At 61.4% G+C, this 15815-nt stretch carries 13 protein-coding genes; 4 read left to right on the top strand and 9 right to left on the bottom strand.

Annotated elements, in window-relative coordinates; genetic code table 11:
* Positions 1-363: 363 nt before the first annotated feature.
* From EII11_RS08595 to EII11_RS08550, 9 genes are all read right to left on the bottom strand, one after another.
* Positions 364-1458: a Fic family protein gene (locus EII11_RS08595; RefSeq protein ID WP_124871593.1), complete on the bottom strand. Its 1095-nt coding sequence runs from the start codon at positions 1456-1458 to the stop codon at positions 364-366.
* Between the two features lie 185 nt (positions 1459-1643).
* Positions 1644-2801 (bottom strand): siderophore-interacting protein, encoded by a 1158-nt coding sequence (locus EII11_RS08590; RefSeq protein ID WP_240623120.1) that lies wholly within the window; start codon positions 2799-2801, stop codon positions 1644-1646.
* The gene (locus EII11_RS08580) at positions 2794-3714 is read right to left on the bottom strand and encodes an ABC transporter ATP-binding protein (RefSeq protein ID WP_124871590.1); all 921 of its coding nucleotides are present in this window, start codon (positions 3712-3714) and stop codon (positions 2794-2796) included. Before EII11_RS08580 ends, EII11_RS08590 begins: the two co-directional genes overlap by 8 nt.
* Positions 3711-4877, bottom strand: coding sequence for a FecCD family ABC transporter permease (locus EII11_RS08575; protein ID WP_124871587.1), 1167 nt, complete (start codon positions 4875-4877; stop codon positions 3711-3713). The genes EII11_RS08580 and EII11_RS08575 overlap by 4 nt, the downstream gene beginning before the upstream one ends.
* Entirely contained in the window at positions 4874-5938 is a 1065-nt protein-coding gene (locus tag EII11_RS08570; RefSeq protein ID WP_240623119.1) for a FecCD family ABC transporter permease, read from the bottom strand. Before EII11_RS08570 ends, EII11_RS08575 begins: the two co-directional genes overlap by 4 nt.
* A complete protein-coding gene (locus EII11_RS08565; protein WP_124871584.1) occupies positions 5935-6984 on the bottom strand; it encodes an iron-siderophore ABC transporter substrate-binding protein in 1050 nt (349 codons plus the stop codon). The genes EII11_RS08570 and EII11_RS08565 overlap by 4 nt, the downstream gene beginning before the upstream one ends.
* Positions 6985-7277: 293 nt before the next feature.
* Positions 7278-8408, bottom strand: coding sequence for an ABC transporter ATP-binding protein (locus EII11_RS08560; RefSeq protein WP_124871582.1), 1131 nt, complete (start codon positions 8406-8408; stop codon positions 7278-7280).
* Positions 8405-10078 (bottom strand): ABC transporter permease, encoded by a 1674-nt coding sequence (locus EII11_RS08555; RefSeq protein ID WP_124871579.1) that lies wholly within the window; start codon positions 10076-10078, stop codon positions 8405-8407. The genes EII11_RS08560 and EII11_RS08555 overlap by 4 nt, the downstream gene beginning before the upstream one ends.
* A gap of 12 nt (positions 10079-10090) precedes the next feature.
* Entirely contained in the window at positions 10091-11302 is a 1212-nt protein-coding gene (locus EII11_RS08550; RefSeq protein WP_476707466.1) for a thiamine ABC transporter substrate-binding protein, read from the bottom strand.
* 167 nt (positions 11303-11469) lie between these two features.
* On the opposite strand from EII11_RS08550, the gene EII11_RS08545 reads away from it, so the two are divergent.
* The 4 genes from EII11_RS08545 (at position 11470) to EII11_RS08530 (ending at position 15459) form a co-directional block, all read left to right on the top strand.
* Complete coding sequence (locus EII11_RS08545) at positions 11470-12429, top strand: ABC transporter ATP-binding protein (RefSeq protein WP_124871574.1); 960 nt, start codon at positions 11470-11472, stop codon at positions 12427-12429.
* Positions 12430-12431: 2 nt separating this feature from the next.
* Positions 12432-13256 carry an ABC transporter permease gene (locus EII11_RS08540; RefSeq protein WP_124871570.1) on the top strand — a complete coding sequence of 275 codons (825 nt, stop codon included), beginning with the start codon at positions 12432-12434 and terminating at the stop codon, positions 13254-13256.
* Between the two features lie 215 nt (positions 13257-13471).
* Complete coding sequence (locus EII11_RS08535; RefSeq protein WP_124871567.1) at positions 13472-14803, top strand: sensor histidine kinase; 1332 nt, start codon at positions 13472-13474, stop codon at positions 14801-14803.
* The gene (locus EII11_RS08530; protein ID WP_124871563.1) at positions 14800-15459 is read left to right on the top strand and encodes a response regulator transcription factor; all 660 of its coding nucleotides are present in this window, start codon (positions 14800-14802) and stop codon (positions 15457-15459) included. Before EII11_RS08535 ends, EII11_RS08530 begins: the two co-directional genes overlap by 4 nt.
* Positions 15460-15815: the final 356 nt, after the last annotated feature.

Below are 15815 nucleotides of genomic sequence, written 5' to 3'. Positions count from 1 at the left end.
GGAAAGCTCAGCCGAAGGCAGGGAAGGGATGCGGGTGCCTTTTACCTCCTGGGTACCATGCCTGGACTCCACGCCTAGAGTCGCTGCCTGGGCACGGCTCGATGCCTCAGATCGAGACCTCAGATCAAGGCCCGGGACCGGAGCTTAACGAAGCCGCGTCTATCCAGAACCACCCACCCGCATATGTACTTCTTTGGCCCGAAAAGGTACACGTTCGAGCGATATGTACTTTTTGAGGCCGAAAAGGTACATATCAGCGGGATATGTACTCGCGGAGTACATAACAGGATGAAACTACTACTTCGCTAAGCGGCAGAGGACAGAGGGGTAGATCTAGCGCCGCACAAGAACAGCGCTCGTCATTCACGCCAAAGGAGCCTCGAAAAGGATGTCAAGCAAGGCAGCATTGACGAAGATCTTGCCTCGCCCGATCTTTTCCTCTTCCAAGATTCGTGCACGAACGAGATCCGATAACCAACGCGATGCGGCTTGGCGCTGTGCGTAACCAGCCTCCGTAATATTCTCGATTCGGATGTAAGGCTGCGTGAACAGCAGCCGCGCGAGGTCAGCGGCAGGAGCCCTGGGTACGAGAGTGCGAATACGCCCCTCAACCTCCGCTTGCATCGCGGTGATGGTCTCAATCAGTTGCAGGGTCCACGCTGCCGTGACCTCACAGGCGGATACCATGAACAGGATCCACGGCTCCCACTCATCTCTTTCTGTCACGCCGCGCAACAGCTTGTAGTAATCCTGCTTGTGGCGAACAATGTAGCCCGAAAGATACAAAACAGGGTCCCCAAGGAGATCTTTCTCCATCAAGGTGAGCATATTGAGGACACGACCAGTTCGACCATTCCCATCACTAAAGGGATGAATAGCCTCGAACTGATAGTGCTGCAGCGCCATGACGACCAAGGGATCAATCCCATGATCGCGGTGAAGGAAGTCCTCCCATAAACCAAGATGCTTCGTGATCACCTCACGCCCCTCAGGAGGGGTGTAGATGCGCTCCTTCGTTCGCGGATTACCAATGAAGGTTCCACCGTGATCGCGAATCCGGGCCTGGACACCTCGAATCTGCGTGCACACTTCGATCGCTGTTGAGACACCCAAGGGCCTCTCTGCGATCAGGTCAGACCCTACCCTCATTGCCTGGCGGTACCTCAACGCCTCTTTCACAGCAGGAGTAATCGGCTGATCGGAGGCATTGTGAACAGCGCGGAAGAGCTCATCGTTAGTGGTGACGATGTTTTCAATTTCGCTTGAGGCTTGCGCTTCCAACAATGGGATGGTGTTAATAAGGATTGCCGGGTCGGGCAGACGTGAGCACGCCACTTTCAGCGCGGAAAGCTGGCGACTTGCCGCAATAACTGCCTTCAGGACAGCGGGGGTCTCCACTTCCTCGCTAGGAGGAAGTGGCGGAAGATCCTGGCGCGGCAGCTCGGGTGTTGTCCACATGGGACCAGCTTAGTCCGATATGTACTTTTTCGACCCGAAAAGGTACACGTCCGCCGGATATGTACTCGCGGAGTACATATCGAGGACGCCCTGCCCAGCCTCCCCTACGAACAACGCAGCACAAGGCAGTCAGCGCACAAGGCAGCACGCGGCACACTATATCCGGTGCAGGCGACACTCAACACTCAGCACTCAGCCCGGCCCAACCTCCAATACCCCATGAAGGCCACCGATCGACGATCCATGCCCCGCTCAGCCACCAGGTGGCGCCGCAGGGTCTTCACGGCTCCGGCCTCGCCAGCTAGCCAGGTGTATAAAGAAGCGCGTTTGAGTGCAGCCCCGCCCTTCGCATGGCGAGGCACCTCCCATAAAATGTCGTGATCAATGTCGATCTCTTCCACCTCGTGGGCTACACCCGGCGGGGATAGCTCGGCGGCCGCCCGCATCACCTCGGCCACCAGACGCTCACCATGAGGGCGATCGCCCCGCCCAAATACGCGCACCTCAATGCCAGGATGGGTGGGCAGATACGAACAATCCGCATCCGAGGGCAACTCCACCACAGCAACGCCCCTGGCGCTCGCCGGCAGTTCTTCCATCATGCGCGCAATTGCGGGAGCAGCCGTCTCGTCCCCGCCAATAAGGAAAGCCTCCGTGAGGGCTGGAGCGATGAAATCTTGCCCACCGCAGTCCCCCACAAAGTAGCGGTTGCGACCCAGGATCATGGCCTCGTCCCCCACGCGCGCGTTGCGAATCCACCGCGCGGCAGGTCCCAACCCACGCTCCTCCGCTTCCTCGTCGGCGGCCATCACATGTCCGCCCTCATAAGCAGGCTCGCCATGTGCCACGCTCAGCGGAGGGTGGACAACCATATCGACATCAACCTCGCCCTGCTCGTAACGCACGGCTCGTGTGGTGTAGGTGCGGATGACAGGCCGCGTGCTCGGATCCATTGCTCGCCAGGTTCCGTACCAGTCGGGGGTGTCCCACAGGGACGAGGCCCACGCCCACGCCGTCGCGTTGAGATCAGGCATCTGCGCGCCGCCACCATTAGGAGGAGAAGTAGATGCGGTGGTGAAAGTGGAGGCAGTCTCTTGGGGCGAGGCCGAGGGAACGGTGCGAGTCGCGCTTCCCACAGCCTCTCCGCCAGCGGGCAAGATGACCTTAATGCGCTGATCCAGGCCAGGATCGCCGAAGTGCTCCACATCCTCACCCTGGAAGGTGAAACGACGAATCGACGGGGTGAGGTCCTCAATGGCACTCACCGTCATGCGGAAAAGCCGGAAGGGTGGCAGGTCAGCGGGCGGGCAGGCGTCGAGGGCGTAGCTGGTGGACTCAGTCATTGCCGAAACCTTCCTGTGGCACGCCCTTGAGCGCGAACTGCGCTTCACCTCCGGCCGCATGGTGGCGTCCAATCGGCACAATGAGCGGCGTCCCTGACACGGGATCGGCAATGACCTGCGCGCGCAAGCCCAGCACCGAATACACCATCTGCTCGGTAACGACCTCGCGTGGTGCGCCCTCAGCTTCCACCTGGCCATTCCTCATGGCAATAATGTGGTCGGCGTAGCGGGCGGCCAGGTTAATGTCATGCAGGACCATGACCACGGTGGTGCCTCGTTCACGGTTCACATCAGTGAGCAGGTCCAGCACCTCCACCTGGTGGGTGAGGTCCAAGAAGGTGGTGGGCTCGTCAAGAAGCAGCACATCCGTACGCTGGGCCAGAGCCATGGCAATCCACACGCGCTGACGCTGCCCACCCGAGAGTTCGTCAATACTGCGCTGAGCGAGGTCCGCAATCCCTGTTGCCTCTAAAGACTCAGCAACAATCTGAGCATCCTCCCCGCTCCAGGCGCGGAAAAGACGCTGATGGGGGTGTCGGCCTCGTCCAACGAGGTCAGCCACCGTGATCCCTTCAGGCGCTAAGGGGTGCTGGGGGAGCATGCCAAGCTGACGGGCAAGTTCTTTGGTGGGGATGGCAGTAATCGCGTGACCATCAAGGACAGTCGCCCCAGAGATGGTGGGGATAATGCGGGCCATTGTTTTGAGAAGCGTGGATTTTCCGCAGGCGTTGGCGCCAACAATGACGGTGATTTTCCCTGGAGGAATATCCACATTGACGCTGCGCACAACCGGGACATTGCGGTATCCAGAGGTCAGGTCGCGCGTGGAGAGTGCGCGCGATTGAGCACGGTCATGAGGGTGGCCAAGGCGCTGAGCGCCGACATGGCTGGGATGCTGGGCAAGTGCGCTCATGCGCTGGTCCCCTGTCGATTGATGCGGATAAGTTGCGTCAGAAGGTAGGGTGCGCCAATCAAAGACGTGACAACACCAACGGGAAGGCGCACAGGAGCCAGATGCTGTCCAACGAGGTCGGCTCCCAAAACCAGGCAGGCCCCCATGAGGGCTGAGGGGATCAGTGCCGAGCGGTCGACGGGGCCAAGAAGGCGCACAGCGATCGGCCCAGCCAGGAAAGATAGGAAGGCAATGGGGCCGGTGGCCGCGGCCGATGCGGAAGCCAGGCCCACAAGGGCGAGGATAATGCTCACGCTCGCAGCGTTGACGGGAACGCCGAGGGCGGTAGCGGCCTCATTACCGTGAGCGAGCAGGGACAAGTCACGGCTGCGCCACAGGAGGATGCCTCCAAAGATGATGAGAGCCCCGGACATGAAGGGAACATGGCCCCATTGTGCGGCCGAAAGAGAGCCGGAAAGCCAACGGAGGGCGTCGTTCACGTCGTAGATCTTTGCTTCAAGCTGCAGGTAGGAAATGAGTGAGGTGAACATGGCCGACACGCCAATACCAATGAGGATCAGGCGTCCACCTTGGGCGCTGCCACTTCCCATACTGAGCTGGGGGCGCGGCTGGCCACTTGCTGCGGCCCGCATGTAGGCCCAGAGTGCCCCGAGGATACCGGGGGTTGCCAGTAGATATATGAGCAGCGCGGTGGTGATACCTGCAATAAGGGCAAGCACGGTGACGCGCATGCCCGACCAGTCCAGCACGAGGATGGCGAATACAGCCGACGCGCTGGCTCCCGAGGTGATGCCGATAATGTCAGGGCTGGCCAGTTGATTGCGGAGCAGAGTTTGGGAGGCGTGTCCGGCCATCCCCATTGCCATGCCGACCAGCATGCCAAGCAGCGCTTTAGGGAGGCGGATTTCCCCGACCGCAAAGCCTGCGCCAGGCACGTCGTTACCAGCAATAACGCCCATGATTTCAACGGGGGTGAAGATTTTTTCACCGTAGGCGAGGGTCATCCAGAACAGAGCAAAGACCAGGGTGGCCAGGCTGATGGTGACAAGAGAGTGACGGCGGGCGCGTCGGCCTCGTTCTACGCGAATGTCAGCGGCGAGGGCGTGCGCGCCGCCCGTTACCTGAGAAGCGGGCGCGCCTGGAGGGAAGGAGGGGGCGCTCATAAGTCACGCACCTTGGTTGCCCGGACAATGGCAATAAGGATGGGGGCGCCAATGAAGGCGGTGATGATGCCGACGGCAACCTCGTTGGGGCGGCCGATAATGCGCCCTGCAACATCAGCAAAAGTCAGGAGGGCTGCGCCTCCAAAGGCACTCAGGGGCAGGATGAGGCGCATGTCCTGGCCCCACAGGGCGCGCAGCGTGTGGGGCACCATGAGGCCGACAAAACTAATCGGGCCGGCCACGGCTGTTGCTGCAGCGCAGAGCGCCACGCCAGCGGAGACGGCAATAATGCGGGTGCGTGCCACATTGACGCCGAGGGCGGTGGCGGCCTCGTCTCCCAGAGCGAGGGAGTTGAGGGCTCGCGCACAGAGGATTCCTACCAGGAGGGCGACGCCGAGTAGTGGGGCAACAGTGCCGAGGGTGTCCCAACTGCCACGCCCTAAAGACCCTGTGTGCCAGTAGCGGAACTCATCTAGTGCCTGGTCCTGGGGAAGGCGAATAGCGGTGACCAGGGAAGATAGCAGTGCTGTGGTGGCAACGCCAGCGAGGGCGAGCTTAATGGGGGTGGTTCCTCCGGGCCCCAAGGATCCAATGAGGTAGACGAAGCAGGCGGTGGTGAATGCCCCAGCCAGGGCAAGCCAGAGGGTGATACGTAGGTCGGAGGTGTGCCACAGGGTCATGCCGAGGATGACGCCCAGGGCTGCGCCGTGGTTGATGCCGAGGATGCCGGGGTCGGCAATGGGGTTGCGGGTGACAGCTTGCATAAGTGTGCCCGAAACGCCAAGAGCGGCCCCGACGGCCAGGGCGATAGCAGTGCGGGGGAGGCGTTCGGCAACGGCCAACGCGGCAACACTGTGTGCGGCATCGGCGGAAGCATCGGTAGTGCCTGGGAGCGCCACGCCGACGGCGCGGAGCCCGTCAAGGATTTCAGGCAGGGTAACGATGCGGGCACCGAAGGCCACGGAGCATGCCGCAGCGGCCCCGGTCACCGCGAGGGCAACCAGGACCGCTACGAAAAGACGCTGGATTCTCACAGACGTTGAGTGATCGGTGTGGATCACTTGACCTTGTCTGCGGCTGCGGCGATCTTCTGGGTGTATTCCTCAACGACCCAGGGGATGGACAGGGGGCTGATGCCAACGGCTGCGGAGAATGCGGTTTCACCGTTACCCACGAAAACGACCGATCCGTTCTTGAAGGCGGGGATAGTGCCCAGGAGGGGGTCAGCCTGGTACTTGGCCAGGTCAGCGTCGGAGCCGTACATGACGATGACGTCCACGTCAGAGAGGGTGTCGGCGTTTTCGGCTGAGACTTGAATGTGGAAATCCTCAGTGGTTTCGGTAGCGGCCGCGACGGAGGCGGGAACCTTCATGCCAAGGTCAGAGAGGAATGCGGTGCGGGGGTCGCGGGTGCCGTAGAAGCCGACCTTGGAGAGATCTTCGGTGGAGCCGTAGAAGAATGCGGCCGACTTACCGGCGAGCTGGGGGTACTTGGCGGCGGCCTCGGCGATCTTTGCCTCGGTGTCGGCGACGAGTGTGTCGCCCTCGTCCTTCTTGTTGATGGCAGCGGCGTTGATGGTGATGAGGTCACGCCAGGGGGTGCCCCACGCGGTGGTGGGGTAGGCGATGGTCGGGGCGATCTTGGAGAGGGTTTCGTACTCTTCCTTGGTAATGCCCGAGTAGGTAGCGAGAATAATGTCAGGCTTGGTGGCTTCGATGGCTTCGAAGTTAATGCCGTCGGTCTCGTCGAAAAGAACGGGGGCTTCACCACCAATGGCCTTCACAGCATCAGCAGTCCAGGGGTGCATACCTGAATCGTCGGTGACGCCCCAGCTCTGCTTGGCCATGCCGACGGGCATGACACCCAGGGCGAGGGGAACCTCGTGGTTGCCCCAGGCAACGGTGGCGATGCGCTCAACCTTTTCGGGGATTTCAGTGGTGCCGTAGGCGTGGGTGATGACATTGCCCGAGACTGCAGACTCGGTAGCGCCAGAGGCGTTGGTGTCGGTTGCGGCGGCGCCGGATTGGCTGGTGCCACCTGCACAGGCGGTCAGGGCGAGGGCGGCGACGGCCGCGAGGGCGGAGAAGCGGGTGCGAAGGGAGGTCATAAGGCCACTTTCTTCGGGGTGAGTATCTGGCTACCCACCCAAGCAGGTATTTCAGATCTCTCAGTACTCAATGATTGCAATAGGAAAGGCTAGCCTTAGTTAATTCACTTCGCCTCATGTCATCACACTTTGTGGGACATCCCTCGATATATCCGAACTCACCGTCAGAAAAGCGCGTTATTTCAACGATTACCACGATTTCAGCTAAATGCCGTTAACGCAGCTCAACGCCCACGCACGTCACATCACCCTCAGCAGATCGGATAAACGCAGCTCAAAAAACCACAGGCAGATCACATAACTACCGGACAGTTGCCCAGATCAACCTCCAGCTCCACCAGGGCACCCACCAGATCCGAAGCAGCCCCAAGATGCGGCAAAGCCTGTGCTTTCAAGGTTTTATCCCCCATCTGCACCTCAACCAGACTGTGTCCACGCCCTCCGCGCGCATCGACAATGACACCTACAGGGCGCACAGTCGCAGCGTTTTCCTCAGGTGCCAGAGCTTCACCAGCCTGGCCACCAGCACTCGGCACATCAGCACTCAAGCCACCAGCATCCAGCCCACCAGCACTGACAGCCGCCACCAGTGTTTCAAGTTCCGCCTCCGTTGTCAGCGCGGCGGCCTCGCCCTCGCCAATCACACGACGCACCCGCACTGCTCCCGGTGCCACGGCGTGCCAACGCCCCTCCCCCACGGGGATAAACGGCCCAAACCCCAAGAACTGGGCCACGTCACGGTGGCCAGGGGAGGCCCACAACTCTTGTGGCGACGCGAGCGCCGCCACACGACCATCAATCATCACGCCAATCCGATCGGCCACGGCAAAAGCCTCGTCCTGATCGTGGGTGACGTAAATGCAACTTGCCCCCGAATCGCGCAAAATCTGGCGAATCTCGCCAGAGAGGCGCTCCCGCAAGGAACGATCCAAAGCGGACAACGGCTCATCCAAAAGCAATAGCTCCGGCCGGGGAGCCAAAGATCGAGCAAGAGCAACGCGCTGGGCCTGCCCGCCCGACAGGGACGTCACCGAGCGGGAGGCGTACTCGCCCATACCCACCACATCCAACACTTCCCGCACGCGCTGGGCGCGCTCAGCGCGCGGAAGGGCGCGAATACCGTAGGCGACATTGCCCGCCACATCCCGATGCGGGAACAACTGCCCGTCCTGGAACATGAGGCCAAAGCCGCGCCGATAGGTCGGCAGGTCAACAATCGATCGGCCCTGCCACAGCAGATCACCATCAGCGACGGGCTCAAGGCCAGCGACCGCCCGCAATAATGACGACTTACCCGACCCCGACGGCCCCAGCAGAGCAATAATCTGCCCAGCTTGAACCTCCAGGTCCACAGCATCAACGGCAACGGTGCTCCCGTAGCGGACTGTGACACCTTGCAGGCGTAAATCTGGCGCAGTCGTCATGAAAACTCTCCTGCAGTTGACGGGCGGCCTCGCTCAACAAGAACCATCACCGTAGCGGCAATCACCGCCAAAAGAACCGAGGCTGCAACCGCCACCCCCTGCTCGGGGGCACCCGGGCGCGAAATCAAACGATAAATCATCACCGGCAGCGTCGGCGCCTCCGGGCGTGCCAGGAAGGAGGTCGCCCCAAACTCCCCCAGAGAGGTCGCAAAGGCAAAACCGACGGCCACCGCCCCCGCCCTGACCAGATGCGCGCCATCCACGGTGAGCAGCACCCGTAGCGGGTGCGCGCCCAGGGCGGAAGCGGCCTCACGCTGGCGAGGATCAATCGCGCGCAACACCGGCGCCACCAGGCGCACCACCAGGGGGATTGCCACCACCGCCTGCGCGATGGGGATGAGCAGCGGCGAAGAGCGCAGGTCCAGGGGCGGCTGATTCAAGGTGATAAGGAAACCAAAACCCACTGTCACCGCCGACACCCCCAGGGGCAGCATGAACGCCCCATCCAGTAGTGCCAGCGCCCGCTGTGCCCCCACTGAACGAGGTGTGCGCGTCACCACCAGCGCCACCAGCACCCCCAGGACGAGGGCGATCGCCGCCGCCTGCGCCGCGATAACCAGCGAGTTCCACGCCGCCTCAAAAGCACTGACGCGCACTGCCCTGGACAGGTTCGCATTGGCCAGATCCAGCCAATTGTCAACGGTGAACTGGCCCTTACGCTGGAAGGAGCGAACCAGGAGAGCCACCAGGGGTAACAGGATCACGCCGCACACCACCGCGACCGTCACCGCTAAGGCTGGGAGGTCGGCCCTGCCCAGGGGGTGCTCGACGGCGTCAGAGCGCAACTTCAATGCGCGTTCTCCTCGTCGGCGGGCCATACCCGCCACCCACAGGGCGCCCGTAATCACCAGGAGCTGCACGATGGACAAAACGGCAGCCGAACGCAGGTCCAAGAAGGCGGTGGTCAGCAGGTAGATTTCAGACTCGATCGTGGCCAGCTCCACGCCGCCGAGGATCAACACAATGCCAAAGGCGGTCGCGCAGAAAAGAAAGACGACCGATGCCACCGAGGCAATCGCGGGCGTTATGGCGGGCACAGTGACGGTGAGGAAGGCGCGTAGGGGAGTCGCTCCCAGGGCTTGGGCGGCCTCGGCCATGCGCGGATCAAGGCGCGACCAGACCGTGCCGACGCTGCGCACCACCAGCGAATAGTTGAAGAACACCATGGCCGCAATGACGGCCGTGACCGTGCCATCCCATTCCAGGAATCCCAGCCAGCCATGACGGGCCAGCAGGCTACGGAAAGCCACGCCCACCACGACGGTCGGCAGCACGAAAGGCACGGCAACGATGCCGCGCACAATCCCCCGCCCAGGGAAGCGGCAACGATACAAAATATGGGCGCCGGGCACTCCCAGCACAACCGACAGGACCGTGGCAACGGCCGCCATCCCCAGCGTCAGACCAATAATGCGCCAGGTACGAGGCCGGGCAAAGACCTCGTGAAAAGCCGAAAGGTCAAGGGCGCCAGCCTCGTTGGTAAACCCGCGAGCAACGAGCGTCGCAGCAGGCCAGGCGAAAAAGAGGAGGAGAAAAATACTCGGGACGAGGACGGCCGGGGACCACCACAACAGGGTGGTCCAACGGCGCGCGCCTCGTCCCGAGTACATGAGGGTCTCAGGTCAGCCGATGACGGTGGCTTGCCAGGTCTTGAGCCACTCTTCTGCCATCTTCGCGATGGTGTCGGCAGGGACGATAACAGGAGTATCAGACAGGGAGCCGAACTTCACGAGGTCTTCGGGAGCATTGGCTTCCTTAACGGTGGGATGCATGTAGGTCACCTCGGAGATGGCCTCTTGCACCTCGGGGGTGAGCATGAACTCCACGAACTTCTTGGCAGCCTCGACCTTGTCCGAACCGGCCAGGACGCCCGCGTACTCAACCTGGCGGTAGCAGGTTGCTGGCAGGGATGCGGTGGTGGTGTCGGTGCCGTCCTCGGTGATGGAGTAGGCGGGGGAGGAACCGTAGGACACCATCATGGGGTAGGGGCCTGCGCCTTCACCGGCGGAGTAGTCAACGCTGAAGGCGTCCGACCAGCCTTCGGTGACTTTCAGGCCGTTGTTCTTCAGGGACGTCCAGTAGTTGGTCCAGCCGTCCTCACCAAAGTGGTTGATGGTGGCCAGCATGAAGGCCATGCCGGGGGTGGAGGTGGCGGGGTTCATGGCCACCAGCATGTCCTTGTATTCGGGCTTGGCGAGGTCTTCGAAGGTTGCCGGAGGGGTCAGGCCCTTGTCAGCGAACCACTTCTTGTCGATATTGACGCACACGTCGCCCTGGTCGATGGGCACCAGGCCAGGTTCGCCCGCGAAGTTGAGTTCTCCTTGGGGAGAGAGCACGCCTGCGTCCTCGATAATGCCCTGGCCAGCAAGGCGGTGGGAGACCGTGTTGTCCACGCCGTAGACGACATCGCCCAGGGGGGCGTCCTTGGACAGGACGAGTTGGTTGGCGAGGCTGCCGCCGTCCCCAACTGCCTGGATGGTGACGGCCACGCCGGTGTCCTTTTGGAATTGGTCGAGGAGTTCTTGGGGGAACTCGAAGGAGTCGTGGGAGAGGACGACAATGCTCTCTGAGGCCTCAGCAGCGGCAGCGCCGGAAACTGCGGTGTCGGAGCCTGCGGCGTCAGCGGCAGATTGTGGGCTCTGGCCAGCGCAGGCGGTCAGGCCCATCATGGCGGTGGCGGTGAAAAGAGCAAGTGCCGCAATGGGGCGCTTGATGGTCATGAAGGAATCCTCCACATGTTGGTGTTGGAGGGGTGCGGTGGCTTCGTGGCCACCGGAGATGCGACTTCCTACGCCGGTATTAACCGATTCAGGTTCGAGGGTCTGCGTGCGCACTCTCAGCTGCCAGCGTGAACTGGCGGCTCCCCTGTCTTGCGGAAAACCAGTGTAGCCGAGTCCGTCAGGGTGAGATTTCCCCGTGCTGGAAGCGTGACATCTGTCATGCCATGACCCCTCACCTCTCACACTGTTTCACACTCCCCGCCGCACCCACACTTGAGGGTATGACAGATGCACTTGCAGTTCACGGCGTGACGAAGCGTTTTAAAGCGCTCACGGCCGTTGACAATGTTTCCCTGACGATCCCGCGCGGGCAGATCGTGGCTCTTCTGGGCGCTAATGGCGCAGGAAAGACCACCCTGCTTGATATTGCTCTTGGCCTGCAGGCCCCCAATGAAGGCAGCGCCACCCTGTTTGATATGGAACCACGCGAGGCGATTTGCCGCTCGTTGGTTGGCGTCGTCCATCAGACCGGGGCACTTTTGGAGGACTACACCGTCACCCAGATGCTCACCCTCTTTGCTGCCACCCACCCCCAGGCTTTGCCCGTTGCGCAAATCTTGGAGGAAACGAACCTCGTTGAGCACGCGAAGAAGCCGATTGTGAAACTCTCTGGCGGCGAGAAGCAGCGTGTGCGCCTAGCCCTGGCCCTGCTGCCTGATCCACAACTCCTCATTTTGGATGAGCCGACCTCGGGTATGGATGCCATGGCTCGCCGCGCGTTCTGGGATCTCATGCGCGCTCAGGCTTTGCAAGGCCGCACAATTATCTTCGCCACCCACTACCTCGCTGAGGCTCAAGATTTCGCTGAACGCACGATCATTATGGCCGGTGGGCGCGTGGTTGCTGACGCCGCCACCGCTGATATTCAGCGCCTGGCCGCCTACTCGACCCTCAGTATCGCCTTCGACCAGTTGGCATCCTCTGGAGCTACCGACCCAATTGACGAGGTCGAAGCCGCGTTGCGGGCTCTGCCTGGAAGCGCCGACTGGCAGGTGGGCTGGGAGGGGGAGCGCCTCACCATCCAAGGCGCTGATCTTGATGATGCCGCCCGCTACCTGCTGAGCGTGCCCGGCGCACACGGCCTGGAGATTGTGCCCTCCAGCCTGGAGGACGCCTACGCCACCATTACCAACGGCCGGGCTGAAGCCGCCCCCACCTCGACTGCCACGAAAGGACTCTGACGATGACCACCCCACTGCACGCGGCAACGGCCTCGTCAAACGGAAAAACTGAACTAGCACCCTTCGTTGCCCCTGCGCCTGCCTCACCGTGGCGAGGCTTTGGGCGCCTCACCTGGATGAGTCTGTATAAGGTACTGACGAACCCCTACAACCTGGGTTTTAGCCTGGCCCTTCCCATCGTCATCTACCTGATGTTCGGTGTGGGGAAGGACTACTCAGACACCTGGGTGGGGCACGGCAATGTGGCCTCCTCAATCCTGGCATCGATGGCACTCTACGGCGTCATGCTCACCTCATCGTCCCTGGGAGCCAATGTCTCCCTGGAACGCTCTAACGGTGTCTCGCGCCTCTTTGCCCTGACCCCAATCTCAACAGTTGCCCAGATCGTCGCCCGTTTGACGGCGGCTTTCTTCCTGAGCGCCGTCACCATTCTCATCACCTACAGCATCGGCTACGCCACCGGTTCGCGTATGGAACCCCTGGTGTGGCTCATGACGGGCGCACTCATTGTTGTCGCCTCCACTATGGCTAGCGCCATTGGCTTAGCTGCCGGTTTTGCTGTGCGCACCGATGGGGCCTTTTCTGCCTCATCAATGGTGATTCTTATTGGCGCTTTCCTGTCTGGCATGTTCTTACCATTGGATCAGATGGGGAGTTTCTTCCAAACAATCGCGCCTTACGCGCCGCTTTATGGGCCTCTTCAACTGGTCATGTCTCCCATCTACGGTGCCGAGATTAAAGCCTGGTGGATTGTCTCCCTGGTGGCGTGGATGCTGTTCTTCGTGGCCATTGCCGTGTGGGGGCAGCGTCGAGACACGGCACGCTAGGGTGCGAGCCTGCTCCAAGGGGAGTAGGCCGATAGAGTCAAGGTACTTCCGATGCTGCAGATCGCGTCGACCTTAACCACAGCGCCTGCGGACGGAATCTTTTTCCGCCCGCAGGCGCACACCTCGCACATCTCAGCGCCAATACCGTCACTCACCGCAGAACAGGGGGCAGCGTGAACAGCACACACACAGACGAGCGCGTGTTTGGGCTCAACATGAACTCAAGAGCCTTTTCCCTCCTATGGGCGACCCCTTTCCTCCTGTTCACTATTTTTCCCTTTTACGGGGCCTATCAATATGGCCTCCATCGGCCCCTCGGGCTGGCTCTGGCGACAACCACCGTCGCCTTCATCGCCAGCTACCTTACAACCTGGATTACCAACCCTGTTTCCCCTCATCCTGGCCCTGTGCCTCGGGTTTTTTGGCTAACTCACGCCCTTCTTCTTGGCCTGCAGTTTTTAGGGGCACTGCTGGTCTACGCCATAGGAAGCTCTGGGGGCAGTCAAATGCTCGGGTTTCCTGCAGCGGCGTGGGCGCTCCAAGCACCTCGCCGTCTTGTCGCGCCTGGTATGGCCGGACTGTTCGTTATTGCGCTGGGCGAGCATCTGGCCTTTGAAAGCGGCTGGTTCCTCCCTTTCGCTTTTCTTGGAGCAGCCTTTAGCACCGTCCTATCGCGTTTCACCATGGATGCCGGTATGCGCCAAGAAGCCCGTAACACCCAGCTTTTGGCTTTGGCGCGCGAGCGCGAGCGCGACCGTATTAGCGCCGATCTTCACGACATCTTGGGCCACACCCTGACCGGCATGACTATCAAGGCTGACCTGGTCAAACGACTACTGGAAAAGGATCGCCCGCAGGAGGCCCACGCACAGGTGAGTGAGCTTTTAGAACTGTCACGCTCAGCGTTGACGGAAGTGCGTGCGGTGGTAACAGATAATCGCCAGCTCAACCTGGATGAGGAGATTGCCTCAGCTGCCACCCTGCTGGCCGCCAGCGGCGTTGATCTGCAGGTCCATCGGGAGGGCACACCGCCTGTGGGCATGTCCTCAACACTGATTGCCCGCGTCATCCGTGAAGGGACGACGAATATCGTCGTCCACTCCAAGGCCAGCCGCGCCGTGTTGACACTCCGCCATAATGGCGTTGAGCTGCGCAATAACGGCTACAGCGAGGCCTATTCGCGTAAGACTCGGGGGGCGGGATCAGGATTGGATGCGTTGGCCGAGCGCACCCGGGAGTACGGCAGGCTGTCCTGGGGGCGGGAGGCGAATTGGTGGGTGCTGAGTGTGAAGCTTGACGAGGCGGCCACGCCCCTGCCGACTACGTCCACTCCTCAAGGGTTACCAGTAGGGTCGGCCTCGCCCTCATCCTCGCAAGCCGAATCACCTGCGGCATCTCCGGTGACTGATTCCGCTCCCCCGGCGCCTTCTCGCCCGCTGGCTTCACCAGCCGCACCAGCCGCAGCATCAGATCCGCCCTCGCCAGCCAGGCCGTCTTTGCCACCTTCTTCACCCGCGGCACCTGAGCATTCGGAGGTAACCCCATGACTGCCCCCATTCGTGTTGTTGTTGTTGACGATCAGGCGATGGTGCGCGGAGCGTTGGCGTCTTTGCTCAGTTTGGAAGACGACATCGAGGTGTGCGGCCAAGCAGCAAACGGGGCCGAAGCCATCGCTTTACTCGCTGAGCTCACAGGTGGGAGCGCGCAGGCGCCCTCGGCACCCAAACCATCACCGGGCGTTGACATACTCCTGACTGACATTGAAATGCCCGTCATGGACGGCATTGCCACCACCGAGGCCGTGCACGCTCGTTTCCCCCATGTGCGCATCCTCGTACTCACTACCTTCGGCCGACCCGGTTATGTGCAGCGTGCCCTCAATGCGGGAGCCAGCGGATTCCTCGTTAAAGATGCCCCCTCTGAAGAACTTGCCGAGGCGATCCGGCGCGTCCATGCGGGACTGCGTCAGGTTGACCCCTCGCTGGCGGTGGAAGCGTTGACGGCGGGGGCCTCGCCTCTGACCGATCGCGAGGTGGAGATTCTGCGCGAGGTTGCCCGGGGCGGCACGGTGGCCGATATTGCGCAGGAGGTGGGGCTCAGTCAGGGCACGGTGCGCAACCATATTTCGGCGGCCATGGCGAAAACCGGGGCGCGCACCAGGGCCGAGGCCGCCGCGCAAGCCACGGCGAACGGGTGGCTGTAGGTGCGCTTCTGTCACACCGCCATCATTGCAACTTTCTTCATCTTCTGAGTAACGGTTGCGACCTGTCCTGCGACGAATGTGGCCGAAAGCGAGTCGAGAGAGTGATTCGTTTCTCGCCGCGCGCTCCAACTTTTATCTACCATTAGGTTAACCCCGATTGTTCGGCAGACAGTGACAAGATTTGGAGTGCGTGTATGCGGTGGGTTGAGTTTGATGTGTCTGCGGCGCATGCTCTGGCGTATCAATGCACTGTTGCTTCTGATGTTTTGCGTGCTCAAGGGTGGGGGCGTAGGAATAGTGTTGAAGTTGCTTTAGAGGATTTTCATGGGGCCTACGCGTTACTGTTTGCTGATGCT

Origin of the sequence: Schaalia canis (genome assembly GCF_003858455.1) — a bacterium.
In the GTDB taxonomy this organism is placed as follows: Bacteria; Actinomycetota; Actinomycetes; order Actinomycetales; family Actinomycetaceae; genus Pauljensenia; species Pauljensenia canis.
Note: the sequence above shows the minus strand (reverse complement) of the source record. Positions and strands in the feature narration are given on the sequence as shown.

Bases quoted from the DNA above. Each gene is read 5' to 3' on its own strand.
- EII11_RS08595 (WP_124871593.1), bottom strand. From the start codon at position 1,458: ATGTGGACAACACCCGAGCTGCCGCGCCAGGATCTTCCGCCACTTCCT.
- EII11_RS08590 (WP_240623120.1), bottom strand. From the start codon at position 2,801: ATGACTGAGTCCACCAGCTACGCCCTCGACGCCTGCCCGCCCGCTGAC.
- EII11_RS08580 (WP_124871590.1), bottom strand. From the start codon at position 3,714: ATGAGCGCACTTGCCCAGCATCCCAGCCATGTCGGCGCTCAGCGCCTT.
- EII11_RS08575 (WP_124871587.1), bottom strand. From the start codon at position 4,877: ATGAGCGCCCCCTCCTTCCCTCCAGGCGCGCCCGCTTCTCAGGTAACG.
- EII11_RS08565 (WP_124871584.1), bottom strand. From the start codon at position 6,984: ATGACCTCCCTTCGCACCCGCTTCTCCGCCCTCGCGGCCGTCGCCGCC.
- EII11_RS08560 (WP_124871582.1), bottom strand. From the start codon at position 8,408: ATGACGACTGCGCCAGATTTACGCCTGCAAGGTGTCACAGTCCGCTAC.
- EII11_RS08555 (WP_124871579.1), bottom strand. From the start codon at position 10,078: ATGTACTCGGGACGAGGCGCGCGCCGTTGGACCACCCTGTTGTGGTGG.
- EII11_RS08545 (WP_124871574.1), top strand. From the start codon at position 11,470: ATGACAGATGCACTTGCAGTTCACGGCGTGACGAAGCGTTTTAAAGCG.
- EII11_RS08540 (WP_124871570.1), top strand. From the start codon at position 12,432: ATGACCACCCCACTGCACGCGGCAACGGCCTCGTCAAACGGAAAAACT.
- EII11_RS08535 (WP_124871567.1), top strand. From the start codon at position 13,472: ATGAACTCAAGAGCCTTTTCCCTCCTATGGGCGACCCCTTTCCTCCTG.
- EII11_RS08530 (WP_124871563.1), top strand. From the start codon at position 14,800: ATGACTGCCCCCATTCGTGTTGTTGTTGTTGACGATCAGGCGATGGTG.